Source organism: Lentzea waywayandensis, assembly GCF_900115955.1.
Classification (GTDB): domain Bacteria; phylum Actinomycetota; class Actinomycetes; order Mycobacteriales; family Pseudonocardiaceae; genus Lentzea; species Lentzea waywayandensis.
Map to the genome: position 1 here is coordinate 438,343 of NZ_FOYL01000007.1, position 20,868 is coordinate 459,210.

At 68.2% G+C, this 20,868-nt stretch carries 25 protein-coding genes and 1 pseudogene; 17 read left to right on the plus strand and 9 right to left on the minus strand.

Features of this window, described 5'->3' with window-relative positions; translation table 11 throughout:
- The first annotated feature begins 224 nt into the window (after positions 1–224).
- The 9 genes from BM417_RS27680 to BM417_RS27720 are packed head-to-tail and all read left to right on the plus strand — an operon-like array spanning position 225 to position 8,414.
- On the plus strand, positions 225–1,904 hold the full coding sequence (locus BM417_RS27680; protein ID WP_281251356.1) for a nitrite/sulfite reductase: 1,680 nt from the start codon (positions 225–227) through the stop codon (positions 1,902–1,904).
- Positions 1,901–2,059: an Insertion element protein gene (locus tag BM417_RS27685; protein WP_090006108.1), complete on the plus strand. Its 159-nt coding sequence runs from the start codon at positions 1,901–1,903 to the stop codon at positions 2,057–2,059. The genes BM417_RS27680 and BM417_RS27685 overlap by 4 nt, the downstream gene beginning before the upstream one ends.
- On the plus strand, positions 2,056–2,751 hold the full coding sequence (locus tag BM417_RS27690; protein ID WP_093600518.1) for a phosphoadenylyl-sulfate reductase: 696 nt from the start codon (positions 2,056–2,058) through the stop codon (positions 2,749–2,751). The genes BM417_RS27685 and BM417_RS27690 overlap by 4 nt, the downstream gene beginning before the upstream one ends.
- Positions 2,748–3,647 (plus strand): sulfate adenylyltransferase subunit CysD, encoded by a 900-nt coding sequence (gene cysD, locus BM417_RS27695; protein ID WP_177320624.1) that lies wholly within the window; start codon positions 2,748–2,750, stop codon positions 3,645–3,647. Before BM417_RS27690 ends, cysD begins: the two co-directional genes overlap by 4 nt.
- Positions 3,648–4,994 (plus strand): sulfate adenylyltransferase subunit 1, encoded by a 1,347-nt coding sequence (locus BM417_RS27700; RefSeq protein WP_093600524.1) that lies wholly within the window; start codon positions 3,648–3,650, stop codon positions 4,992–4,994. It begins immediately after the preceding gene.
- A gap of 14 nt (positions 4,995–5,008) precedes the next feature.
- Positions 5,009–6,058 (plus strand): ABC transporter substrate-binding protein, encoded by a 1,050-nt coding sequence (locus tag BM417_RS27705; RefSeq protein WP_093600527.1) that lies wholly within the window; start codon positions 5,009–5,011, stop codon positions 6,056–6,058.
- Between the two features lie 31 nt (positions 6,059–6,089).
- Positions 6,090–6,866, plus strand: coding sequence for an ABC transporter ATP-binding protein (locus BM417_RS27710; RefSeq protein WP_093600530.1), 777 nt, complete (start codon positions 6,090–6,092; stop codon positions 6,864–6,866).
- Positions 6,850–7,722, plus strand: a complete 873-nt coding sequence (locus BM417_RS27715) for an ABC transporter permease (protein ID WP_093600533.1) — start codon at positions 6,850–6,852, stop codon at positions 7,720–7,722. The genes BM417_RS27710 and BM417_RS27715 overlap by 17 nt, the downstream gene beginning before the upstream one ends.
- Positions 7,719–8,414, plus strand: a complete 696-nt coding sequence (locus BM417_RS27720) for a sirohydrochlorin chelatase (protein ID WP_093600536.1) — start codon at positions 7,719–7,721, stop codon at positions 8,412–8,414. The genes BM417_RS27715 and BM417_RS27720 overlap by 4 nt, the downstream gene beginning before the upstream one ends.
- Here the strand turns inward: BM417_RS27720 and BM417_RS47990 are convergent.
- A complete protein-coding gene (locus BM417_RS47990; RefSeq protein ID WP_177320625.1) occupies positions 8,411–8,587 on the minus strand; it encodes a hypothetical protein in 177 nt (58 codons plus the stop codon). The two genes, BM417_RS27720 and BM417_RS47990, sit on opposite strands and share 4 nt — an antisense overlap.
- A 112-nt stretch (positions 8,588–8,699) precedes the next feature.
- Here BM417_RS47990 and BM417_RS27725 point away from each other — a divergent pair, with 112 nt between their 5' ends.
- The 5 genes from BM417_RS27725 to BM417_RS27745 all read left to right on the plus strand — a co-directional run bounded on the left by BM417_RS27725 (position 8,700) and on the right by BM417_RS27745 (position 12,192).
- Positions 8,700–9,803, plus strand: a complete 1,104-nt coding sequence (locus tag BM417_RS27725; protein ID WP_177320626.1) for a sensor histidine kinase — start codon at positions 8,700–8,702, stop codon at positions 9,801–9,803.
- A complete protein-coding gene (locus BM417_RS27730; RefSeq protein ID WP_093600542.1) occupies positions 9,800–10,417 on the plus strand; it encodes a response regulator in 618 nt (205 codons plus the stop codon). The genes BM417_RS27725 and BM417_RS27730 overlap by 4 nt, the downstream gene beginning before the upstream one ends.
- Positions 10,418–10,461: 44 nt before the next feature.
- Positions 10,462–10,968 carry a hypothetical protein gene (locus BM417_RS27735; protein WP_143138823.1) on the plus strand — a complete coding sequence of 169 codons (507 nt, stop codon included), beginning with the start codon at positions 10,462–10,464 and terminating at the stop codon, positions 10,966–10,968.
- Positions 10,969–11,118: 150 nt separating this feature from the next.
- On the plus strand, positions 11,119–11,421 hold the full coding sequence (locus tag BM417_RS27740) for a hypothetical protein (protein WP_093600548.1): 303 nt from the start codon (positions 11,119–11,121) through the stop codon (positions 11,419–11,421).
- Positions 11,422–11,577: 156 nt separating this feature from the next.
- Complete coding sequence (locus BM417_RS27745; protein ID WP_093600551.1) at positions 11,578–12,192, plus strand: hypothetical protein; 615 nt, start codon at positions 11,578–11,580, stop codon at positions 12,190–12,192.
- A 30-nt stretch (positions 12,193–12,222) separates the two neighbouring features.
- Here BM417_RS27745 and BM417_RS27750 read toward each other — a convergent pair whose 3' ends face one another.
- Together BM417_RS27750 and BM417_RS27755 are read right to left on the minus strand one after the other, a co-directional pair.
- Positions 12,223–12,657 carry a MarR family winged helix-turn-helix transcriptional regulator gene (locus BM417_RS27750; RefSeq protein ID WP_245822200.1) on the minus strand — a complete coding sequence of 145 codons (435 nt, stop codon included), beginning with the start codon at positions 12,655–12,657 and terminating at the stop codon, positions 12,223–12,225.
- Entirely contained in the window at positions 12,644–13,258 is a 615-nt protein-coding gene (locus BM417_RS27755) for a DJ-1/PfpI family protein (protein WP_093600554.1), read from the minus strand. The genes BM417_RS27750 and BM417_RS27755 overlap by 14 nt, the downstream gene beginning before the upstream one ends.
- A gap of 62 nt (positions 13,259–13,320) precedes the next feature.
- On the opposite strand from BM417_RS27755, the gene BM417_RS27760 reads away from it, so the two are divergent.
- On the plus strand, positions 13,321–14,091 hold the full coding sequence (locus BM417_RS27760) for an enoyl-CoA hydratase family protein (RefSeq protein WP_093600557.1): 771 nt from the start codon (positions 13,321–13,323) through the stop codon (positions 14,089–14,091).
- A gap of 12 nt (positions 14,092–14,103) precedes the next feature.
- On the opposite strand, the gene BM417_RS27765 is transcribed toward BM417_RS27760, so the two are convergent.
- The 4 genes from BM417_RS27765 to BM417_RS27780 are packed head-to-tail and all read right to left on the minus strand — an operon-like array spanning position 14,104 to position 15,482.
- A complete protein-coding gene (locus tag BM417_RS27765) occupies positions 14,104–14,520 on the minus strand; it encodes a DUF2690 domain-containing protein (protein ID WP_143138824.1) in 417 nt (138 codons plus the stop codon).
- A gap of 43 nt (positions 14,521–14,563) precedes the next feature.
- On the minus strand, positions 14,564–14,827 hold the full coding sequence (locus BM417_RS27770; protein WP_093600563.1) for a barstar family protein: 264 nt from the start codon (positions 14,825–14,827) through the stop codon (positions 14,564–14,566).
- Positions 14,824–15,267 carry a ribonuclease domain-containing protein gene (locus BM417_RS27775; protein WP_093600566.1) on the minus strand — a complete coding sequence of 148 codons (444 nt, stop codon included), beginning with the start codon at positions 15,265–15,267 and terminating at the stop codon, positions 14,824–14,826. The genes BM417_RS27770 and BM417_RS27775 overlap by 4 nt, the downstream gene beginning before the upstream one ends.
- A complete protein-coding gene (locus BM417_RS27780) occupies positions 15,264–15,482 on the minus strand; it encodes a hypothetical protein (RefSeq protein ID WP_093600569.1) in 219 nt (72 codons plus the stop codon). Before BM417_RS27780 ends, BM417_RS27775 begins: the two co-directional genes overlap by 4 nt.
- A gap of 70 nt (positions 15,483–15,552) precedes the next feature.
- Between BM417_RS27780 and BM417_RS27785 the strand changes: the two genes are divergently transcribed.
- Positions 15,553–16,521 (plus strand): zinc-binding dehydrogenase, encoded by a 969-nt coding sequence (locus BM417_RS27785; RefSeq protein ID WP_093600749.1) that lies wholly within the window; start codon positions 15,553–15,555, stop codon positions 16,519–16,521.
- 67 nt (positions 16,522–16,588) lie between these two features.
- A pseudogene (locus tag BM417_RS27790) lies at positions 16,589–17,828 on the plus strand (APC family permease).
- Here the strand turns inward: BM417_RS27790 and BM417_RS27795 are convergent.
- On the minus strand, positions 17,803–19,335 hold the full coding sequence (locus BM417_RS27795) for a DUF885 domain-containing protein (protein WP_093600574.1): 1,533 nt from the start codon (positions 19,333–19,335) through the stop codon (positions 17,803–17,805). The pseudogene BM417_RS27790 and the gene BM417_RS27795 overlap by 26 nt on opposite strands.
- On the minus strand, positions 19,335–20,858 hold the full coding sequence (locus BM417_RS27800; protein ID WP_322788994.1) for a DUF885 domain-containing protein: 1,524 nt from the start codon (positions 20,856–20,858) through the stop codon (positions 19,335–19,337). Before BM417_RS27800 ends, BM417_RS27795 begins: the two co-directional genes overlap by 1 nt.
- Positions 20,859–20,868 lie beyond the last annotated feature (10 nt).

Genomic DNA, 20,868 nt, shown 5'->3' on the forward strand with positions numbered 1-20,868 from the left:
GTACTGGACGCGAGGCACACTGAGGACATGCATTCGACTGGAGTCCGCCTCGTGGCCCGCCGCCACGTCGACTTCCGTCGTGTCTCCAGCGCGATGTGCCGTCGTTCGGCCTGACCGCGCGCTGATTTGTTCCCGTCGGCGCCCGGCGCGCTGACGACGCCCCCACCACAAGCACCTCCGGGCTCGCATGCGCACCGAGCGCCTCGAAACCCCGGAGGATGGCGATGGTCCCGCCGCAGACGTCACCGCGCGCCAAGCAGCGTCGCGGCGAGGGGCAGTGGGCACTCGGTTACCGAGAGCCGCTGAACCCCAACGAGCGGAGCAAGAAGGACGACAACCCGCTCAACGTCCGCACCCGCATCGAGAACATCTACGCCCACGGTGGTTTCGACTCGATCGACCCGGCCGACCTGCGCGGGCGTTTCCGCTGGTACGGCCTGTACACGCAGCGCAAGCCCGGCATCGACGGCGGCCGCACGGCCACGCTGGAGCCGGAAGAGCTGGACGACGAGTACTTCATGATGCGCGTCCGCAGTGATGGTGGCGCGCTCACGACGCAGCAGTTGAAGGTCCTCGGCGAGATCTCGCAGACCTACGCGCGCGACACCGCGGACATCACCGATCGGCAGAACATCCAGTACCACTGGATCGCGATCGAGGACGTTCCCACGATCTGGCAGAAGCTCGAAGCCGTCGGCCTGACGACGATGGAGGCGTGTGGCGACAGCCCGCGCGTCATCCTCGGCTCGCCGGTCGCGGGCATCTCCGAGGACGAGATCATCAACGGGCAGCCGGCGATCGACACGATCCTCGAGCGCTACATCGGCGACCCGCGGTTCTCGAACCTGCCTCGCAAGTTCAAGACCGCCATCTCCGGTCTGCAGGACGTCGCGCACGAGATCCACGACATCGCGTTCGTCGGCGTGAACCACCCCGAGCACGGGCCGGGCTTCGACCTCTGGGTCGGCGGTGGTCTGTCCACGAACCCCATGCTGGGCAAGCGTTTGGGCGCCTGGGTGCCGCTCGACGAGGTGCCGGACGTGTGGGAAGCCGTCATCAGCGTCTTCCGCGACTACGGCTACCGCAGGCTTCGGCACCGTGCGCGCATCAAGTTCCTCGTCGCCGACTGGGGCCCGGAGAAGTTCCGCCAGGTCGTGGAGGACGAGTACCTCAAGCGCAAGATGATCGACGGCCCGGCGCCGGAGACGCTGAAGCAGCAGCTCGACCACATCGGTGTGAACAGGCAGAAGGACGGCCTGTTCTACGTCGGCGCCGCGCCGGTCGCGGGCCGCGTCTCGGGCTCGATCCTGGTCGAGGTCGCGAAGATCGCCGAACGGGCGGGCTCCACGCGCGTCCGCTTCACGCCGCAGCAGAAGATCATCGTGCTGGACGTCGCCGAGTCCGAGGTCCCCGAGCTCAAGAACGGTCTCGCCAAGCTCGGCCTCCAGGTCGACCCGTCGCCGTGGCGCCGGGGCATCATGGCCTGCACCGGCATCGAGTTCTGCAAGCTCGCGATCGTCGAGACCAAGGCCCGCGCCAACGACCTCGTCACGCAGCTCGAAGCCAACCTCAAGGACATCGTCGACGGCGTCACGGCGCCGATCACCGTGCACATCAACGGCTGCCCCAACTCCTGCGCCCGCATCCAGACCGCGGACATCGGCCTCAAGGGCCAGATCGTCACGGACGAGACGGGCAACCAGGTCGAGGGCTTCCAGGTGCACCTCGGTGGCGGACTCGGTCTCGACGCCGGGTTCGGCCGGAAGCTGCGCGGCCACAAGGTGACGGCGAACGAACTGCCCGAGTACGTCGAGCGGATCGTGCGGAACTTCGTCGCCCAGCGGGAGACCGACGAGCGGTTCGCTCAGTGGGTCGGCCGGGCGGAAGAAGGTTCGCTGCGATGACCGAACGCGCGACGCCGTTCTACTGCCCCTACTGCGGCGACGAGGACCTCCGGCCGCAGGAGGAACCCAGCTACGCGTGGCTGTGCACCGGGTGCCGCCGCGTCTTCAAGGTCTCGTTCGTCGGGCTCAACCTGCCGCAGGAGGTGAAGAAGTGAGCGATCTCAAGGAAGACCTCAAGATCGTCGCCGAGGCTGCGGAGCTGGAGCTGAAGGACGCGAACGCCGAAGAGGCGCTGGAGTGGGTCGCGCGGACGTTCGGTGACAACTACATCGTCGCCTCCAACATGCAGGACGCCGTGCTGATCGACCTCGCCGCCAAGGTGAAGCCGAACTTCGACGTGCTGTTCCTGGAGACGGGCTACCACTTCCCGGAGACGATCGGCGTGCGGGACGCCGTCGGCGTCGTCTACCCGGACGTGCGGATCGTCAACGCCGCGGCCGAGCAGTCGGTCGAGGACCAGGAACGCGAGTTCGGCCTGCTGTACCAGTCGGATCCGGCCACGTGCTGCAACCTGCGCAAGGTCGTGCCGCTGCGCCGGGAGCTCGCGAAGTACGACGCGTGGGTGACCGGTGTGCGCCGCGTGGACGCCCCGACCAGGGCGAACACGCCGATCGTGCAGTGGGACGACCGCAACGGCCTGGTGAAGATCAACCCGATCGCGCCGTGGAGCGACGACGAGTTCAACGCCTACATCCGCGAGAAGGGCGTCCTCGAGAACCTGTTGGTGCAGGAGGGATATCCCTCCATCGGCTGCCTGCCGTGCACCGCGAAGCCGTTGCCGGGGCAGGACGCCCGCAGCGGCCGGTGGGCCGGTCAGTCCAAGACGGAATGTGGGTTGCACGGATGACACTCGCGCTCGACACCTTGGGACGCCTGGAATCCGAGGCGATCCACATCTTCCGCGAGGTGGCGGGGGAGTTCGACCGGCCGGTGATCCTCTTCTCCGGCGGCAAGGACTCGACGCTGCTGCTGCACCTCGCGATCAAGGCGTTCTACCCGGCGCCGGTGCCGTTCCCGTTGCTGCACGTCGACACCGGGCACAACTTCGACGAGGTCATCGAGTTCCGCGACCGCGTCGTCGCGCAGCACGGTCTGCGCCTGGAGGTCGCGAAGGTCCAGGACTGGATCGACGACGGCCGCCTCGAAGAGCGTCCGGACGGCACCCGCAACCCGTTGCAGACCGTGCCGCTGCTGGACTCCATCACGCAGCACAAGTACGACGCGGTCTTCGGCGGCGGACGCCGGGACGAGGAACGCGCCCGCGCCAAGGAGCGGATCTTCAGTCTGCGCACGGCGTTCGGCCAGTGGGACCCGAAGCGCCAGCGGCCCGAGCTGTGGAACCTCTACAACGGCCGGCACCGCGCCGGTGAGCACGTCCGCGTGTTCCCGCTGTCCAACTGGACCGAGCTCGACGTCTGGAACTACATCGAGCGCGAGGGCATCGAGCTGCCGGACATCTACTACTCGCACCAGCGCGACGTGTTCCTGCGCGACGGCATGTGGCTCGCCGAAGGCCCGTGGGGCACGGCGCGCGACGGCGAAACGTTGCTGCGCAAGACAGTTCGCTACCGCACGGTCGGTGACGGCTCCTGCACGGGTGCCGTCGAGTCCGACGCCGCCGACATCCACGCGGTGATCGCCGAGGTCTCCGCGTCACGACTGACCGAGCGCGGCGCCACACGTGCCGACGACCGGCTGTCCGAGGCCGCCATGGAAGACCGCAAGCGGGAGGGCTACTTCTAAATGAGCGACCTGTTGAGGTTGGCTACCGCCGGTAGCGTGGACGACGGAAAGTCCACGCTCGTCGGCAGGTTGCTCTACGACACCAAGTCCGTGCTCGCGGACACGCTCGACGCCGTCCACCGGGCGAGCGCCGACCGCGGTCTCGCGACGCCGGACCTGTCGTTGCTGGTCGACGGCCTGCGGTCGGAACGCGAGCAGGGCATCACGATCGACGTGGCGTACCGGTACTTCGCGACGCCGAAGCGGTCGTTCGTGCTCGCGGACACTCCTGGCCACGTGCAGTACACCCGCAACACGGTCACCGGCGCCTCCACCGCGCAGCTCGCGGTGCTGCTCGTCGACGCGCGCAAGGGCGTCATCGAGCAGACTCGGCGCCACGCGGCGGTTCTCGCGCTGCTGGGCGTGCCCAGGCTCGTCCTCGCCGTCAACAAGATCGACCTCGTGGACTACGACGAGGTGACGTTCTCCCGCATCGCCAAGGAGTTCACCGCGCACGCCACGGCTCTCGGCTACACCGAGGACGCGGTCGTCGAGATCCCGGTGTCGGCGCTGGCCGGTGACAACGTGGTGGACAAGTCGGCGAACACGCCGTGGTACTCCGGCCCGACCCTGCTGGAGCACCTGGAGAACGTGCCGGTCGAGCCCGACCCGCACGACGCGCCGTTCCGCTTCCCGGTGCAGTACGTGATCCGCCCGCGCACGGCCGAGCACCTCGACTACCGGGGGTACGCCGGTCTGATCGCGGCCGGCACGGTCAAGCCGGGCGACGAGATCGTGGTGCTGCCGTCGGGCCGTCGCTCGACGGTCACGAAGATCGACACGGCCGATGGCGAGCTGACCGAGGCGGCGGCGGGCCAGTCCGTCACGCTGCTGCTGGCCGACGACATCGACATCTCCCGCGGCGACCTGATCTCGGTGGCGGGCAACGAGCCCACGGTCACGGACGAACTGGACGCCACTCTCTGCTGGCTCGCGGAGAAGCCGCTGCGACCCGGCGCCCGAGTCCTCGTCAAGCACGGCACGCGCACCGTGCAGGCGATGGTCACCGACCTGCGCGACCGCTTCGACGAGCAGAACCTGTCCAGTGTGGACAGCCCCAGTTCGTTGGAGCTCAACGAGATCGGCCGAGTGGCTTTGCGCCTGGCAGAGCCTGTTCCGCTGGACGACTACAGCTTCAGCCGGCGCACCGGATCCTTCCTGGTGATCGACGCGAGCGATGGTTCCACGCTCGCCGCCGGACTGGTCGGGGCTCCGCTGCCGCTGCTTGAGGACGGCGTGGAGAGCTGTACCGGGGGTGGCGTCAACGCCACCCCCGACACCCATGCCCTCGTCTCCCCCGGTCCCTGAAAGGCCTCTTCCCCGTGAACCTCAAGCCCGCCATCGCCGTCGCACTGATCGCACTGACAGCCCTGTCCGGTTGCAGCCGCGCAGGCACCTCCGAGACTCCCGCCGCCGAGTCCAAGGGCGCCGCCGCCGAGGTCCGCCTCGGGTACTTCCCGAACATCACCCACGCCGCCGCGCTGATCGGCGTCGAAAAGGGTCTGTACGCCAAGGAACTCGGCAACACCAAGCTGACGACGCAGACGTTCAACGCGGGACCCGACGAGGTGAACGCCCTGCTGGGCGAGTCCCTCGATATCGCCTACATCGGCTCAGGGCCGGCGATCAACGCCTACGCGAAGTCCAAGGGTGAGGCCGTGAAGCTCATCGCGGGCGCCACCTCGGGCGGTGCGCAGCTCGTGGTGAAGCCCGAGATCAACTCGATCGAGGACCTCAAGGGCAAGATCGTCGCCACCCCGCAGCTCGCGAACACGCAGGACGTGTCGCTGAAGAAGTACCTGGCGGAGAAGAACCTGACCGGCCAGGTCACCGTGCAGAACGTGGAGAACGCCGCGTCGCTCGACCTGTTCAAGAAGGGCGACATCCAGGCGGCGTGGGCGCCGCAGCCCTGGTCGGCGCGCATCGTCAACGAGGGTGGCGGCAAGGTGCTGCTCGACGAGAAGACGCTGTGGGACGGCGGGGCGTTCCCGACCACCGTGGTCATCGTGCGGACGAAGTTCCTGCAGGAGCACCCGGAGACGGTCGAGGCCGTGCTGAAGGGTCACGTCGCGGCGATCGACTGGGCGAAGGCGAACAAGGACGAGGCCAAGAAGGCCGCGAACGCCCATCTGGAGAAGCTCACGTCCAAGAAGCTCGGCGACAAGATCCTCGACGCCGCGTGGGACAACATCGAGCTGACCACGGACGCGCAGGCCAAGCACTTCCCGCAGCTCGCGAAGGACGCCGTGACCGCCGGGGTGGCCAAGGAGGCCGCGAACGTCGCCGGGTACGCCGACTTCACGTTGCTGAACAAGGTTCTTCAGGCACAGGGCAAGCCGCAGGTGCAAGCAGCGGGCCTGGACAAGAAGTAGTTCCGAGACGTTGAGGGGAAGGCACACGACCATGACCGCCACGCTCGAGACCACTTCTCTGTCCACTGTGGATACCGCCGTCGAACTGTCCGGCATCCGCAAGGTTTTCGGCCACGGCAACTCGGCCGTGGTGGCGCTCGACGGGGTTGATCTCAAGGTCAAGCCCGGTGAGTTCGTGTGCCTTCTCGGCGCGTCCGGCTGCGGCAAGAGCACGCTGCTCAACATCGTGGCCGGTCTGGACGGCGCGACGTCGGGCTCGCTGGAGCTCAACACGTCGCGCCCGGCCGTGATGTTCCAGGAGCCCGCTCTCATGCCGTGGCTGACGGCGTCGCGCAACGTCGAGCTGGCGCTGCGGTTCGCCGGTGTCGGCCGGCTGGCGCGCCGGCGTCGCGCCCAGGAGCTGCTCGAACTGGTGCGGCTCGGCGACGTCGCGGACAAGCGTCCGCACGAGCTTTCCGGTGGTATGCGTCAGCGCGTGGCTCTGGCTCGCGCGCTGGCGTCCACCACCGTGTCCGCGGACGGTTCTCCCGCCCTGCTGCTGATGGACGAGCCGTTCGCCGCGCTCGACGCCATCACGCGCGACGTGCTCCAGGCCGAGCTGATCCGGGTGTGGGAGACCACGAACACCGCGATCATCTTCGTGACGCACGACGTGCGCGAGGCCGTGCGCCTCGGCCAGCGGGTGGTGCTGCTGTCGTCACGTCCCGGCCGCGTCGTGCGGGAGTGGGACGTGACGGACTCGCGGGACGAGGTTCTGGACGAGATCAACACTCATCTGCGAGAGGTCATCAGTGGCCACGCCTCCTGACACGCTCGACAAGGTCGGAGCCGGCCTCGACGCGCTGGATGTGCCCGTAGAGGCGCACAAGGCGTCGCTGTGGCAGCGTTTCCTGAAGACCGGCGTGCCACCGATCATCGCTTTCGCACTGCTGCTCGGCGTGTGGCAGGGACTCTGGGCCTCGGCGATCCTGCCGGAGTTCCAGCTGCCCGCGCCGGTCAACGTGTGGAACGAGCTCGTCCGCTCGATCTCCACCGGTGAGGCGTTCGGCATCCTGTGGACCTCGTTGCACCGCGCGGTGCTCGGGTTCCTCGCGGCGGTGCTGATCGCCACGCCGCTGGGGCTGCTGATCGCCAAGGTGCGGGTGGTGCGCGCGGCGATCGGGTCGTTGCTGACCGGTCTTCAGTCGCTTCCTTCCGTCGCCTGGGTTCCGGCCGCGATCCTGTGGTTCGGCGTCACGCCGTCCACGATCTACTTCGTCGTGCTGATGGGCTCGGTGCCGTCGATCGCGAACGGCCTGGTGGCGGGCATCGACCAGATCCCCCCGCTGCTGCCTCGAGTCGGGCGTGCTCTGGGAGCGGGCCGGCTGGCTTCGGCGCGGCACATCCTGCTTCCCGCGGCCCTGCCCGGGTATCTGGCCGGTCTGAAGCAGGGCTGGGCGTTCTCGTGGCGGTCGCTGATGGCCGCGGAGATCATCGCGACCTCGCCCCAGCTCGGCGTCGGCCTTGGCCAGTACCTGCACAACGGGTCGTCGTTGAACGACATCAACATGGTGATCGCGGCGATCTTCCTGATCCTGTTGGTGGGTATCGGGATCGAGCTGCTGCTGTTCCGTCCGCTGGAGCGCGCCGTGCTGCGGGCTCGTGGTCTGACGGGGGCCCTGTGACACCGCTTGTGGCCGTTGCGCACGGCAGTCGTGACCCGCGTTCGGCGGCGTCGATCCACGCGTTGCTGGACGTGGTGCGGTCGTTGCGGCCGGAACTGGACGTGCGCGGCTGCTTCCTCGACCTGTGCGCGCCCCGGCTTCACGACGTGTTGCGCGAGCCCGCGGTGGTCGTGCCCTTGTTGCTGGGCAAGGCTTATCACGCCCGCGTCGACGTTCCGGCCGCCGTGGCCGAGTCTCGGGTGCCCGCCGTGGTGACCGACGTGCTCGGCCCGGACCCACGGCTGGAATCGGCCGCGTTGCGCCGGCTGTCCGAGGCCGGGGTCTCGTTCGGGGACAAGAACTTGGGCGTGGTGCTGGCCGGCGCCGGGTCCTCGCACGCTCCGGCGAACGAGGCCGTGGCGCGCGTGGCCCGGCGCTGGGCTCGCGAGTCGGGCTGGGCCGGTGTGGAGGCGGCGTTCGCGTCGATCGCCTCTCCCACCGTGCCCGAGGCGATCGAGCGGTTGAGGATGAAGGGGGCCACGAAGATCGCCGTGTCGTCGTGGTTCCTCGCTCCCGGCCTGCTGCCGGACAAGGTGGCGACGCTCGCGGGCGACGCCGTGGTCGCGCGACCGCTGGGGGACGACGTCGAGGTCGCGCAGCTCGTGCTGGACCGGTACGACTTCGCCCTGGCACGTCAGACCGTCGCCGCCTAGCTCTTCTGGTTCGACAGGTATCCGACCGTCGCCCAGCCGATGCCGAGCAACGCTCCCCCGGCGATCGCGACGGCGGTGAGCGCGCTCGAATCGGCGACCGCGAGCAGGGCGATGACGGCCGCGTAGACCATCGACAGGATCAGCAGGACCAGTCCGGACTTCTTCCTCGTCATGGCTCCGAATCCTCGGGCTTCTCGGATTCCGAGCGCATCGACGGACCGGTGGGTTTCGCGCTCAGTCGACCGGCTACTGGTGTTTTCGCGCGCGTGGCCGCACAGTTTTCCGGTGTCCTCCGATGACGCCTGGGACCGCACCAAAGTCGCCTGGCACGTGGCCTTCGCGGTGTTCGCTCTGGTCAGCGTGGTGCTGGTGCTCGCGGAAGACCGGTTCGTGCCGGCCGCTCTGGTGCTACTGGCCGTGCTTTGTGTCTGGTACTGGCGCGTCGGAGCACCACTGGCCCGCGACGCACGCGGCGTGCGTTACCTGGCCGTGGCGATTCCTTTGGTGATCGCGATGTTCGCGTTGGTGCCCGCGCTGTCGGTGCTGTTCTTCACGCTGTACCCGCACATCTGGTCGTTGCTGGAACCCAGGCTCGCCATCTGGGCGACCGCGCTGACGTCCCTGTCGATCGGGACCGTCGTGCTCGTGTCCGGCAGCTTCAGCGAGAACTCGATCGGCGCGGCGGTGGTCATCTTCCTGAGCGTCGTCCCCGCCGTGATGCTGGGCCTGTGGATCGCGCGGATCATCTCGCAGAGCCGCGAACGGGCCGAGCTGGCTGTGGCCAGCCACGAAGCCGGCGTCCTCACCGAACGCGAACGCCTGGCCCGCGACCTGCACGACACCCTCGCCCAGGGCGCGACCTCGGTGCTCCTGCTGTTGCGAGCGGCCCGAACCGCCACCGATCCCGTTGCGCGCGACCACCATCTGGCGCTGGCCGAGCAGACCACGTCCGAGAACCTGGCCGAGATCCGCGCGTTGGTAGCAGCGCTGACACCGGTCGAGCTGAACGGCGCCGCCCTCCCCGCGGCCTTGGAACGCCTCACTTCTCGGTTGGGCCGCGAGCTAGGACTCTCGGCATCGATGACCGTTCACGGCACGTATCGCACGCTGCCGCCCAACCACGAAGTCACGCTGCTGCGCGTCACGCAGGAGGCGCTGGCGAACGTCCGCAAGCACGCACACGCCTCGTTGGTGACCGTCTCTCTCGACTACTCGGCCGGCGTCTCGCTGTCTATCGCCGACGACGGCTGCGGTTTCTCTTCAGACACCCCGCACGGCTACGGCCTCGACGGGTTGCGAGACCGTGTGCGCGCCGCGGGCGGTGTGTTCGACATCCGTTCCGCGCCGGGCTCAGGAGTCCGCGTGCACGTACGACTGGAGGACGCGTGATCCGGGTGCTGCTGGTCGACGACCACCCGGTCGTCCGCTTCGGCCTGCGCACAATCCTTGAGGCACAAGAGGATCTGACCGTGATCGGCGAATGCGGCTCCGGCTCCGAGGCAATCCGGCTGGCGTCGGAACTCCTGCCGGACGTCGTGCTGATGGACCTCAAGATGCCCGGCATCGACGGCGCCACCGCCACCGCCGCCGTGGTCGCGGCGACCACCTGCCGAGTCGTCGTCCTCACGACGTTCGACACCGACGGCGACATCCTGCGCGCCATCGAGGCCGGCGCCACGGCCTACCTGCTGAAGGACGCGCCGAGCGAGGAGCTGATCGACGCGGTGCGGGCGGCTTCGCGCGGCCAGACCGTGCTGGCTTCCCCTGTCGCCACCAAGCTCGTGAGTGCGGTGCAACGACCTGGACTGAGTGCACGTGAGGCCGAGGTGCTCGGGCTTGTGGCGCGTGGGCTGTCCAACGGCGCGATCAGTCAGGCGCTGAATGTCAGTGAGGCGACGGTGAAAAGCCATCTGCTGCACGTGTTCAGCAAGCTCGACGTGAGTGACCGGACGGCCGCGGTGACCGTGGCGATGAGCCGGGGCTGGCTTCCCCCTGCGGCCTGATCACCCGATGGGGATTTGTCGGGGTCGCCTGCGATCCTGTTTGGATGCATATGTTCGTCGACGAGACCGAACGCGGCGGTCACCTGCTTGCCGCGACGCTCGTCGCTCCCGCCGCACTGCACTCGACCCGGTCACTGATGCGGAGTCTCCTCCTGCCCGGCGAGCGGCGAGTGCACTTCAAGTCCGAAAAGGACAGCCGTCGCAAGTTCATCGTGTCGCGCCTCGTTGAACGAACCTTCGAAGTAGTCGTGGTGTCCAGCTGCGAGAAGGGCGACTCCGCGCGTGCCGTCCTGCTGGAACGACTGGTGACAGAGGCGATCGACCGAGGCGTGAGCAGGCTCGTTCTCGACTCCCGTGACCACGCGGGCAACGGGCGCGACCGTGTGGTGCTCGCTCGCACCAAGGCCCGCGATGCGGGCATCGTCTACGAGCACATCCAGTCGTCCGCCGAACCGGCGCTGTGGGTGAGCGACGCGGTCGCGTGGTGCCTGGGAGCTGGTGGCGACTGGGTGCGGCGGATCAATCCTGTGGTGACCCGCGTCCAGCCCTGAAAAGCGCGAAGCCCAGGCAGCAACCGTCCGGAAGCGCACCTGGGCTCACTTCCTCCACCTAGTGGCAGAGGCTATGCGAACAGCCTAGCACATTTGAGCCCAACCGCTGCGGCCTTCCCCGCCGACCTGGCGGCTGCCACGATCGCCCCCATGGCAACCCCTAGCGACATCCACGACTCCGAAGCCGTCGAAACGGCCGCGGACTTCGTCGCCTACCTGCACCTGCTCAGCGCCGATTTCACGGAGGACAGGCGAAAGGCCAAGGCCAGCGGCAACCCGTACTACGACGGCAGCTGGGCGCACTCGGACATGGGGATCTTCCTCGAACGGTGGGGTTCCTGGCTGCAGGCGATGGTCGTCGAGGGCCGCCCGCACTACCCGAGGGACGAGATCGACCCGCCGTCGTGGAAGAGCCTCGCCCGGCAGCTCAACGCCGCCCGTGGCTACGAGTGAACGGACGCCACTTTCAGCCGCCGCCACAAGATCGAATGCGCAGAGCCGTTCGGGCGATGTGAACTGTGAACTGTTGACGTGAAACCTACTCATGAGTAGTCAGGTGATTACGCCGCGTGCTGGAAATGTCCCTCGTCCACTCAACGGGGAGAGGCCATGAAGCTAGCCGGAATTGCCGCAGCCGCACTGGTACCGATGTTGATGTTCGCCACCAACGCGTCCGCCGCCGCTCCGCAGACGATCACCTACAAGCTCCGGGCGACTGCCGTCGGGCAGACGTCGGACTTCACGCTCGACCAGGGCGTCGACGCGTCGGCGCCGGCGACCGTCGCGCCCAACGGCACGGTCAAGGTCACCATCGACCCCGCGCCCAACAAGATTCCGACCGAGGCCGGTGGCCGGCAGGTGCGGGAGATCAAGGGTCTCGCGCTCAGGTTGCCGGTGCCCGCCAACTCGAAGTTCCAGTCCGCGTCGCTGTCCGGCGGCTCCGGGCTGGGTGGCACGCCGACGGTCGCCTTGTCGGGCAACGACGTCGTGCTGAGCGTGCCCGGTCCGATCAAGGGCGGCGCCGACTTCGAGCTGCCGACCGTCACGATCAACCTTCAGGCCGGCGGCACCGGGACGATCACCACGAAGCTGGGTGGCACCAGCTACGACGCCCCAGGCCTCACCTTCACCGCCGTCGTCGTGGTGATCGGGTTCCCGATCAACGCCGCCGCGAAGGGCTACCCGGACCCCAGCCCCGTGCTGACCACCACCACGATCGGCTAGAAACCCCGATGCCCCACCCCCTGCCGGGCATCAGGAAGTAGCCGCGACCAACGCGGTCATCGTGGCGAGCGTCGTGCGCAGGTCTTCCAAGGAGACCTGCGCACTGACGCGGTTCGCCCACTCGTGCTGCGCGTCCCGCAACCGTTCGATAGCCGCGTAGCCCTCGGGAGTAGGGCGCACCAGCTTCGCGCGGGCGTGCGCCGGGTTCGGCAGGTATTCCGCCAAACCCTTGTCCACCAACAGGTCCGCGATCCGCTGCACGGACTGGCGCGTCAGTCCCATCTCACGCGCCACACCCGACACCGACAACGGCTCGCGCAGCACCGCGCCGAGCACCTGCCACCACGCCGCGGTCAGACCGACCGGCTTCGTCATCACCTCGGCCGCGTCGAGAAACGCCCCGTACAAACGGAAAGTCCTCATCACGACGTCGGTCAGCACGTCACCGGCCTCACTCCTGGACACTCGCCACCAGCTTCCCGAAGGCCGCGGGCGTGTCGTCGCGGTTGAACTCGTACCAGGCCTCCAACGTGCCCGGCGAGAACGTCTCCAGTTCCGCGAGCACCTCGCGCGCGAACTCCAACGCAGAGGCACCACCGGCCGTGATCACACCATCGGCGCGCACCACGCGTTCGTCGCGGTACAACGCCGCGCCGCCGTAAGAACCAAGCCCCTCAAGGAAGTTCGACGTGTGCGCCACGTCGTCCAGCAACCCCTCGGCCGCCAGCGCGACCGTCGCGCCGCAGATCGCCGCGATCGGCTTGCCCGCCTCGCGGAACCGCCGCGCGAGCTTCCCGAACGCCGCCAGCTCACCGGTCTCCCAGCCGTCGCCGCCCGGCATCACGAGCATCGCCGCGTCGTCCAGCGAAACGTCCTCGAGAGCGATGTCGGGCAGCATCCGCACGCCGCCGATGGTGCGGATCGGGTCAGTGGTCAGCCCGACAGTACGAATCTCGTACCGCCCCGGCTGCTGCTGGAACTGCTGCAGGCTCACCTGCGCGGCCACGTGGCCGTACTCCCAGTCAGCGAGCTTGTCGGCCAGAACGAGGTACACCGTCTGTGTCATGACAGTAGACTGTCATAAGTGACAGCATCCTGTCAAGCATCACCACGGCTAAGGTCAGCGCCATGGCAGACGAGCTGGTCCACTACGAGGTGCGGCGTGGCATCGCGACGATCACGCTGGACTCCCCCCACAACCGCAACGCGCTGTCGTCGCAGCTGCGCCGGGAGCTCAAGGAGCACCTGAGCACAGCGGCGAAGGACGACCAGGTGCGCGTGGTCGTGCTGACCCACACCGGCTCCGTGTTCTGTTCCGGCATGGACCTCAAGGAGGCCGCCGGGGCGAGCGCGGGCGACCAGGGCGTCAACGAGTTCCCCGCGATCCTCGAACAGCTCTGGACCAGCCCGAAACCGGTCGTCGCCGCGCTCAAGGGCCCGGCGCGCGCGGGCGGCGTCGGCATCGTCGCGGCGTGCGACATCTCCATCGCCGCCAACGAGGCCACGTTCGCGTTCAGCGAGGTCCGGATCGGCGTCGTGCCGGCCGTCATCTCGGTGACGGTGCTGCCGCGGCTGCTCCCCCGCCAGGCCCACGAGCTGTTCCTGACCGGTGAGACGTTCGACGCGCAGCGCGCCAAGGAGATCGGCCTGCTCAACGCCGCGACCGACGACGTCGACGCGGAGGTCCGCCGCTACACGGACATGCTCGCGCTCGGCGCGCCCAACGCCCTGGCGGCCACCAAGGAGATGCTTCAGCAGGAGAGGTCCACGAACCTCGGCGAGGTCTTCGCGGACATGCTCAAGCTGTCAGCCCAGCACTTCGGTGGCCCCGAGGGCCAGGAAGGCATCACGGCGTTCAAGGAGAAGCGCAAGCCGTCCTGGGTGCCCGCCGAGAACTGACCTCGCCGGGAGCTAGAACCAGCCGGTGCACTCGATGACGCCCTGCGAGGACCCGCAGGCGCGCATCACCTTGCCGTCGTTCTTGAACGCGTCGGTGTACTTCGCGGAACCCGAATCGATCCTGGTGTACCCGAGGAACCCCTCGTGCTCGTTGGCCGAGGGGTCCTTTCGGTCCGTCCAGATCTCCTCGCCGGGCGTGCCGTAGGAGATGCGGCCCCACGCGCACTTCGACTTGTTCGACGCGCGCAGCTCGACCACGCGGCCGTTCTGCATGGTGACGGGGTTGTCGCCGTCGATCGTCTCGAACGGCGTGAAAGGCCCCTCCTGCGAACAGTCGGGGTCACCGGCGAACGACACCGCCGGGCAAAGCGCTCCAACAACCGCGACGACGCCGAGCGCACAGCTCAAGCGGCGGAATTGCGTTCCCATGGAATGGCACTGTCCACTCCGGACGCCGAACCCGCAGCCCCAGTCACCGTTCTGTGCGAATCACGCGCACTTTTCGGTCACCTGATTCGGCGGTCTGTTTCGCAGCGTCACGCAGCACTTCCGAAACGGAGGCGTCCAGGTTCGCGGGCACGATCAGCGTGTACTCGCCCGCGGGCAGCCACGAGAGATCGGTCAGGCTGTCGTACAGGGCGTCGAGGTTCTGCCCGAACCACTCGGGGAAGTCCAGCGCGCGGGCAATGGCCGAGATCGCGGCGGACTTTTCCGAAACGAGAATGTGCCGTTTCATTTGCTCACGTCCACGACGACGAACGACGAATAGTGGTCGCCGGTGTAGAAGACTTCCTTTTCCGACCCGGTGACGATCCGTCGCGCGCCGCGGTCCGGACTGTTCGGCGTCGGCACGGTGTACTCCTTGTAGTACCCGGACTTCTGCTGCGGCAGCCGCTTCTCGCGGTTCTCGAACGTCACGCCGTCGTTGCGCGGGTACGGGAACGGCCCCTTGGCCTCGATCAGCTTCCACGTCTTCGCGGCCTCGGCGGGCAGCTTCGACAGCGACTGCACGTCCAGGCCCGACTGCACGCCGGGAACGGCGAGCTGGGAGGCGGACGGCGCGATGCTCGCAGGCGGCGTCTCGGGGTTCGCGGCGGTGTCCTTGAAGAACCATCCGACCACGACCAGCGCGATGAGCCCGACCAGTGCGACGGTCAGGCGACGACCAGGACTCACGCTGCGACCTTCTCCGCTTCGGGCTCCGGCTCCGGCTCCGGTTCAGGTACCGACGCCGGGTTGTTCGCGCCCCAGTCAGCGACCCGGTCGATCAACCGTGCCACCCCCAGACACAAGGGCAGCACCACGATCATCACGACGGGGAACTGCACGGCGACGGGCAGCTGCACGACCCACAGCTCGACCCCGTCCCACCACTGCACCAGCCAATCCACGACCTTGAGAGTAGTCCCGTGACCCGTGTCACGGCATTTGGCCACGATCCAGGTGGGTATGTTGCGAACCATGTTCGCCGTATACGCAGCAGAACCCAGTCCTGAGAACCCGCTGGCCTCGCTTCGCGTGGGCGAGCGCCCCGAACCCGAGGTCCCGAGCGGGTGGGTGCGCGTCGCGGTCAAGGCGGCCAGCCTCAACATGCACGACCTGTGGACGTTGCGCGGTGTCGGCATCAAGCCCGATCAGTTCCCGATGATCCTGGGCTGTGACGGCGCCGGCGTCCTCGACGACGGCACCGAGGTGGTGCTGCACTCCGTCATCGGCGACCCGAACTGGTCCGGCGAGGAGACGCTCGACCCGAAGCGCACGCTGCTCACCGAGAAGCACCAGGGCACGTTCGCCGACTACGTCACGGTGCCGGCCAACAACGCGCTGCCCAAGCCCGCGGACCTCACGTTCGCCGAGGCCGCCTGCATGGGCACGGCGTGGCTGACCGCGTACCGGATGCTGTTCGTGAAGTCCGGCCTGCGCCCCGGCCAGACGATGCTCGTGCAGGGGGCGTCGGGCGGTGTGTCGACGGCACTGATCCAGCTCGGCCGCGCCGCCGGGTTCCGCGTGTGGGTCACGGGCCGCAGCGAGGAGAAGCGCGCGCTGGCCACCACCCTCGGCGCCCACGACACGTTCGAGTCCGGCGCCCGGCTGCCCGAACGGGTCGACGCGGTGTTCGAGACCGTCGGCAAGGCCACCTGGTCGCACTCGATGAAGGCGCTCAAGCCCGGCGGCATCGTGGTGATCTCCGGCGCGACGTCCGGCGACGCCTCCGCGGCCGAGCTCCAGCGGCTGTTCTTCCTTCAGCTGCGCGTGGTCGGCTCGACCATGGGCACGCGCGAGGAGCTGGGCGACCTGATCCGGTTCTGCGCCCTCAACGACCTCAAGCCGCAGATCGGCGCCGAGCTGAAGTTCGAGGACGCCGAGCAGGGCCTCCAGGCGATGCTCGACGGCGACACGGCCGGCAAGATCGTCTTCACTCGCCCGTAAAGGCACAGGACGCCTGAGAACGCCCTTCTGATTGGTGGGGTCGAACGAACCGCGTGACAGTGGTCCCATGACCACACAGGGCGTTTTCAGGCGCAAGCCCATAGACCAGATCGCCGAGGACAAGGGCGACGGGCTCACCAGAACGCTGGGCCTGTGGCAGCTCACGGCGATCGGCATCGGCGGCATCATCGGCGCGGCCATCTTCTCGCTCGCGGGCGCCGTCGCGAACAAGACGGCCGGACCGGCGGTGCTGGTCTCGTTCCTCATCGCGGGTATCGCGAGCGCGGCGGCGGCGTTCTCGTACGCGGAGTTCGCGGGCATGGATGCTGGGCGCGCCGGGCACAGAAGCACCCGGCGTTCCAGAGGGCTCGTACAAGGTCAACCTGTTCGCGGTCGTGCTGTGCCTGCTGATCGCGTACGTGCTGAACACGGGCATGAAGAACGCGGCGCGGTTCGAGACCACGTTGGTGTACCTGAAGGTCGCGGTGGTGGCACTGGTCGTCATCGTCGGCGCGTTCCACATCGACACCGACAACTACAACCCGTTCTTCCCGTTCGGCATCTCGGGTGCGCTCACGGGTGCGGCGACGGTGTTCTTCGCGGTGTTCGGCTATGACGCCATGTCGACGGCGGCCGAGGAGTCGAAGGACTCCCAGAAGCACATGCCGAAGGCGATCATCTACTCGCTCGCGGTGTCGATGGTGCTGTACGTGCCGGCCTGCCTGGTGCTGACGGGAATGGTGAACTACAGGGACGTCGACGCGGAGTCCGCGTTCGCCACGGCGTTCGCCGACGTCGGCCTGCCAGCGCTGGGCATCATCATCAGCGTCGGCGCGATCCTCGGCATCACGACGGTGCTGTTCACGTTCCTGCTGGGCGCGGCCCGCGTCGGCTACTCGATGAGCCGCGACGGCCTGCTGCCCCAGTGGTTCGCGAAGACGCACCCGGTGAAGCACGTTCCGTCGCGCATCACCTGGGTGCTGGGCATCGCCTCCGCGATCATCGCCGGTTTCCTGCCGATCGCGGAGGCCGCCGAGCTCACCAACATCGGCATCCTGCTGGCGTTCGTCGTCGTGTGCGTCGCCGTGATCATGTTGCGGTACAAGCAGCCCGACCTCCCGCGCACGTTCAGGACGCCGGGCATGCCCGTGGTGCCGATCATCGGCGTGATCTTCTCGATCTGGCTGATCACGTTCCTCACCCCGGAGACCTGGCTGCGGTTCGCGGTCTGGTTCGTGATCGGCCTGATCGTCTACCTCACGTACTCGAAGCGGCATTCCGTCATGGAGCGTCAGCCCAGGCGGTGACGATCTGGTCGAGGGTGGAGAGCGGCACCGCGCCGCTCCCCACCACCAGGTCGTGGAACGCGCGGACGTCGAACCGGTCGCCCATCTTCGTCTCTGCCTCGGAACGGATGCGCTGGATCTCCAGGCGCCCCACCATGTACGCGAGTGCCTGGCCCGGCGACTCGATGTACCTGTCGATCTCGGCGTTGATCTCCGGCTCGGGCATGACGGTGTTCTCGCGCAGGTAGTCGACGGCCTGCTGCCGCGTCCATCCGAACGCGTGCAGGCCCGTGTCGACGACGAGCCGCCCGGCGCGCATCGCGTCGAGCCCCAGCATGCCGAGGCGCTGCTCCTCCGAGGAGTACAGGCCCATCTCGTCCGCGAGGCGCTCGGTGTAGAGCCCCCAGCCCTCCAGGTACGCCTCGATGAACGCGAACTTGCGCACGTTGTGCACGTCCAGCTCGGCCGCGATCGAGAACTGGTAGTGGTGGCCGGGCACCGCCTCGTGGAACGCCGTCACCTCCGACAGCGTGCGGCTGCGTTCGGTGGCTCCCAACGGGTTCAGCCAGTACGTGCCGGGACGGGTGCCGTCGAGCGACCCCGGCTGGTAGAACGCGATCGCCGACGTCCGCTGCTCCGCCTCTTCGACGGCGCGCACCTGGCAGGCGTTCCTCGGCATGCGGCCGAACCAGTTCGGCGCCTCGGCCTCGGCCCGCGCGATCGCCCCCAGAGCGTTCTCGACCATCTGCTCTTCGTTGTCCCACAGCAGTTCGGTGCGCAACCGGTGGAAGATCTCCGGCACGTCCGAGGTGCCCCACACCCGCGAGCCGATCTCCGCGTACTCCTCGCGCAGCGACGCGATCAGGTCCTTACCCAGGCGGTGCAGCTCGTCGGGCGTGCGCGTGGTCGTCGTGTAGTCGCGGGCCAGGTTCGTGTAGTTCCGCTCGCCTTCCGGCAGCCAGCACAGGCCGGGCTTGTCGTCGCCGCGGCCGTCCTCGATCGACGTCAGCACGTCGCGGAACCCGGCGATGGCCGTGCGGATCTCGGCGGAGTGGTCACCCTCCCACTCCTGCACCGGCGCGGCCAGGACGCTCTCCATGCGCTTCACCCCGACCTCGAGGTGGCGGCGCAACGGCCGGCGATCGGAGTCGCGGACCCGCTGCCCCGCCTGCCCGATGTAGCGCGCGAACTGGTCGACGCGCTCGGACACGTCGAGCCGCGACGAGATCATGAGCAGACCGTTGACGGGCGCGTCCAGTCCTGTCGCGACGGTGTGCTCGATCAGCCTGGCGTCGATGCGGTCGACGATCGCCCGGCCCTGCTGCTTGATGACCGCGAGCGTGACGGGGTCCTCGGTGTCGTCCGTCTCGGCCTTCTCCAGGAGGCCGGCGATCCGGTCCCTGATCACCTGTTCGCCGTCCGTGCTCAGGTCTTCGAGCTTGTCCTCCCAGCCCGGCACCCCCAGCATCGTGGCCGACTGCGGCGAGTAGTCCATGACCGCCTGGAACATCTCATCAGCGAGCGACATCAGGCCCTCCCGGACCAGTCGGAGACAAGTTTGCCGAGCGTGGGCAACGGTACGATGCCGTTCTCCAGCACGAGATCGTGGAACGCCCTGATGTCGAAACTATCGCCCATCGCGGACCGGGCCTCCTCGCGCACGCGCTGGATCTCCAGGCGCCCCACCATGTACGCGAGCGCCTGGCCCGGCGCCTCGATGTACCGGTCCACCTCGGACGAGATCTCCGCGTCGTCCATCGCGGTGTTCTCGCTCAGGTAGTCGATGGCCTGCTGCCGAGGCCATCCGAGCGCGTGCAGGCCCGTGTCCACGACCAGGCGGCCGGCGCGCATCGCGTCGAGACCCAGCATGCCCAGCCGTGCCTCGTCCGACGAGTACAGGCCCATCTCGTCGGCCAGGCGCTCGGTGTAGAGACCCCAGCCCTCGATGTAGGAGTCGATGAACGCGAACTTGCGCACGTTCGACAGTTCGGTCTCGGCGGCGATCGACAGCTGGAAGTGGTGGCCGGGAACGGCCTCGTGGAACGCCGTCACCTCGGACACCGTGCGGCTGCGTCCGGTGGCGTTCAACGGGTTCACGAAGTACGTGCCGGGACGCGACCCGTCGAGCGCCGCGTCCTCGTAGTACGCGAACGCGGCGTTGCGGCGGTCGACCTCCGGCACGAACCGGACTTCGCACCGCGCCTTCGGCAGTCGTCCGAACCAGTTCGGTGCCTCGGCCTCGGCTCGCGTGACGGCGTCGACCGCGCTGACGAGCATCTCGTCCTCGTTGTCCCACAACAGGTCCGTGCGCAACCGTCGGAAGATCTCCGCGACGTCGGAGACGCCCCACACCCGCGAACCGATCTTCGCGTACTCCTCGTGCAGCCCGGCGATGAGGTCGAGGCCGAGCCGGTGCAGTTCGGCGGGGCTGTAAGAGGCGGTCGTGTAGTCGCGGACGAGCTTGCGGTAGTTCTCCTCGCCGTCGGGCAGCCAGCAGAGACCGGCCTGCTCGTCGACCCGTCCCGGAAGGCCCAGCAGGACCTCGCGGTAGCGGGCGAACGCCGGGCGCAGGTCCGCGTCGCCCTCCCATTCCTGGCGCGGCGAGGCGAGGAACCGTTCGACGTAGGCCGCGCCGTTCTCCACGTGCCGGCGCAACGGCCTGCGGTCGGTGTCGAGCAACCGGTCCGCGGCCTGGCCGAGGAACCCGGGAACGAGATGCCGCCGCTGCGAGAAGTCCAGGTGCGAGGTCGCCCTGAGCAGACCCGCGACCGGCGCGTTGGTCCCCCTGGACACCGAGTGCTCGACCAGCCGCGCGTCGATGCCGGTGATGATCGACTCGGCCTGGTGCCGGATCACGTCCCGCGCGACCGGATCCTCACCACTTCCGTCGAGGCGCTCGAGGATGCCGGTCAGCCGGGAACGCATCGCCCGGTGGCCGTCGGCGCTGAGGTCTTCGAGCCGGTCGTCCCAGCCCGGCACCCCGACGAGCGTGGCGAACAGCGGGTTCCAGTCCATCATCGCCTGGAACATCTCATCGGAGAGCGAGGTCACGCTCTCCTTC

Coding starts and splice junctions, on each gene's coding strand:
- BM417_RS27740 (WP_093600548.1), top strand. CDS start 11,119: ATGGCAACCCCTAGCGACATCCACGACTCCGAAGCCGTCGAAACGGCC.
- BM417_RS27735 (WP_143138823.1), top strand. CDS start 10,462: ATGCATATGTTCGTCGACGAGACCGAACGCGGCGGTCACCTGCTTGCC.
- BM417_RS27700 (WP_093600524.1), top strand. CDS start 3,648: ATGAGCGACCTGTTGAGGTTGGCTACCGCCGGTAGCGTGGACGACGGA.
- BM417_RS27745 (WP_093600551.1), top strand. CDS start 11,578: ATGAAGCTAGCCGGAATTGCCGCAGCCGCACTGGTACCGATGTTGATG.
- BM417_RS27765 (WP_143138824.1), bottom strand. CDS start 14,520: ATGGGAACGCAATTCCGCCGCTTGAGCTGTGCGCTCGGCGTCGTCGCG.
- BM417_RS27760 (WP_093600557.1), top strand. CDS start 13,321: ATGGCAGACGAGCTGGTCCACTACGAGGTGCGGCGTGGCATCGCGACG.
- BM417_RS27680 (WP_281251356.1), top strand. CDS start 225: ATGGTCCCGCCGCAGACGTCACCGCGCGCCAAGCAGCGTCGCGGCGAG.
- BM417_RS27770 (WP_093600563.1), bottom strand. CDS start 14,827: ATGAAACGGCACATTCTCGTTTCGGAAAAGTCCGCCGCGATCTCGGCC.
- BM417_RS27685 (WP_090006108.1), top strand. CDS start 1,901: ATGACCGAACGCGCGACGCCGTTCTACTGCCCCTACTGCGGCGACGAG.
- BM417_RS27710 (WP_093600530.1), top strand. CDS start 6,090: ATGACCGCCACGCTCGAGACCACTTCTCTGTCCACTGTGGATACCGCC.
- BM417_RS47990 (WP_177320625.1), bottom strand. CDS start 8,587: ATGACGAGGAAGAAGTCCGGACTGGTCCTGCTGATCCTGTCGATGGTC.
- BM417_RS27755 (WP_093600554.1), bottom strand. CDS start 13,258: ATGACACAGACGGTGTACCTCGTTCTGGCCGACAAGCTCGCTGACTGG.
- BM417_RS27795 (WP_093600574.1), bottom strand. CDS start 19,335: ATGTCGCTCGCTGATGAGATGTTCCAGGCGGTCATGGACTACTCGCCG.
- BM417_RS27785 (WP_093600749.1), top strand. CDS start 15,553: ATGTTCGCCGTATACGCAGCAGAACCCAGTCCTGAGAACCCGCTGGCC.
- cysD (WP_177320624.1), top strand. CDS start 2,748: ATGACACTCGCGCTCGACACCTTGGGACGCCTGGAATCCGAGGCGATC.